Source organism: Micromonospora sp. M51, assembly GCF_018070305.1.
GTDB classification, from domain to species: Bacteria; Actinomycetota; Actinomycetes; order Mycobacteriales; family Micromonosporaceae; genus Micromonospora; species Micromonospora parva.
In genome coordinates, this window is the sequence record NZ_JAGPXZ010001076.1 from 1 (window position 1) to 1509 (window position 1509).

Consider the following 1509-nt stretch of genomic DNA (forward strand, 5'->3'; position numbering starts at 1 on the left):
GTCCCGCACCGGGCATCTCACCGGCGAACGCGGTGCCGCTGCCTCCGCAGGAGCAGCGCGTGCCGGGCGCCAGCCTGGCTGCCGCCCCACCGGCCGACTACGCGCCCCAGGCCCAGTTCGCGCCGATCCCCGAGCAGCCCGCCTACGCCGAGCGGGAGACCCCGGACGCCGCCGCGCAGTACGGTGGCCGCCCCGAGGACTCCGCCGCGAGCGCCGCGGTGGTGCCCGCCCCGCGTACCTCACCGGAGTCCGGAGCGGGTCGTGCGGCGGTACCGGTGTCGGACGCCGAGTCGGCAGCCGGCGCGGCGGCCCGGGCCACGGCGAGCGCTTCGGTGCCGCTGGCCAGCCGGGTGATGCCCCCGACCGACCAGGCGATCCGACCGACCGGCACCGCCGCACCGCAACCCCGGGTGTACGGTCGCCCGGCTCGACCGGAGCCGGAGGCCGAGCCCGAGCCGGAGGCGTTCCAGGGCAACCCGGGCGGCGACCGTCAGGGTGCCCCGGAGTGGCAGAACGACGCGCCGCAGCCGGCCACGCCCGACTGGCAGAACGAGGGCCAGCGGCAGATCGCGCCCGACTGGCAGCACGACGCGCAACGGCAGGCGGGGTCCGGCTGGGGTGGCGACTCCCCGGCCGAGCCGCGCTTCGACGACCGGCAGCCCGCACCGAACCCGTTCAACGAGGCCCCGTCGGCGCCGCCGGCGTTCCCGCCCGGTGTGCCGTCCTTCGTCGACGCCCCGGGTAACAACAGGCCGGTGAACGGCGTTCGGCCGCACGCCGGTGCCGACCAGCCGGCGGACCAGTTCGGCGGCCCCGGCTCGCCGTCCGCCGGCACCGTGAACGGGACGTCGACCTTCGGTGCGCCGACCTTCGGTGGCCCCGGTTCCGGCGGGCCCGGCTTCGGCGCGCCGGCGGCCGAACCGGTGTCGGGCAGCGGCTTCCCGCCGTCGTTCCCGCCGCCGGCGCAGTCCGCGCCGTCCTGGGGCCAGGAGGTCAGCCCGACGGACCAGGGCCGGTTCGACGCGTTCAAGCCGGACGCCGACGAGCCGAAGGTGGAAGCACCGGCGCCGAAGGTGCGCAACGGCCGGGTGCTGGCCGCGGTGCTGATCGCCGCGGTGCTCATCCTGGCGGTGCCGCTCGGTCTGCTGCTGCTGCTCGGCAAGGTCGGCGGGGACGACGCGCCGGCCTTCGACCCGGCGGTCGGCACCTGCGTGAAGCAGTCCGGCGAGGGCGGCGCCTCGGCGGCGGACTGTGGCGAGGCGGGTGCGTTCACGATCGTCTCGAAGGTGGACGCCAAGGAGAAGTGCACCGACACGACGCAGCCCCACGTGGTGCTGCCGGGTGACGGCAGCAACCGGGTGCTCTGCCTGAAGCCGGCCGCAAAGTAGCTGCACCGACGGCGGGGTCACGGGCAACCGTGGCCCCGCCGTCGTCGTACCCGCAGGTGGTGTCGGTGACCACCAAATCTCGCCCCCTCCGGCCGGGTGCGGGCCGATGGTCAGGCACGAT

Annotated in this window: 1 pseudogene; it reads left to right on the plus strand. The window is 76.3% G+C overall.

Annotation, left to right across the window (positions count from 1 at the left end):
• Positions 1 to 1388, plus strand: a pseudogene (locus KBX53_RS32595) (hypothetical protein); the annotation flags it as partial.
• Positions 1389 to 1509 lie beyond the last annotated feature (121 nt).